Origin of the sequence: Corynebacterium sp. HMSC072A02 (assembly GCF_001810085.1) — a bacterium.
GTDB lineage: Bacteria > Actinomycetota > Actinomycetes > Mycobacteriales > Mycobacteriaceae > Corynebacterium > Corynebacterium hesseae.
Map to the genome: position 1 here is coordinate 1 of NZ_KV799829.1, position 275 is coordinate 275.

A 275-nucleotide genomic window follows, 5' to 3' on the forward strand; every position below is an offset into this window, starting at 1 on the left:
TGATGAGTCTGGTAAGCCGAAGATTTCGACGAATGCTGACTTTGCTAACGGTGCAACCGAGGTTGTTGCTGGTGCGCAGGTTAACGACCGTGTTACCTATGAGAACCTGGTTCCGGGTAAGGAATACACTCTGTTCGCTGAGCTGATTTCCAAGGAGGACGGCAAGACCGTTCTGGGTGAGGGTGAGAAGACCTTTACTCCGGTGTCTGCTAACGGTGAGGTTGTCGTTACGATCACTGTTGATGAGTCCGTTAAGGAGCCGGTTGAGGCTGCGG

The 275-nt window shown here is 52.7% G+C and carries 1 protein-coding gene; it reads left to right on the forward strand.

All coding sequences use genetic code 11. The features are described from left to right. Positions 1 to 275 (forward strand): VaFE repeat-containing surface-anchored protein (locus HMPREF2698_RS03345; RefSeq protein WP_168164021.1); only part of this gene is annotated, 275 nt, incomplete at both ends.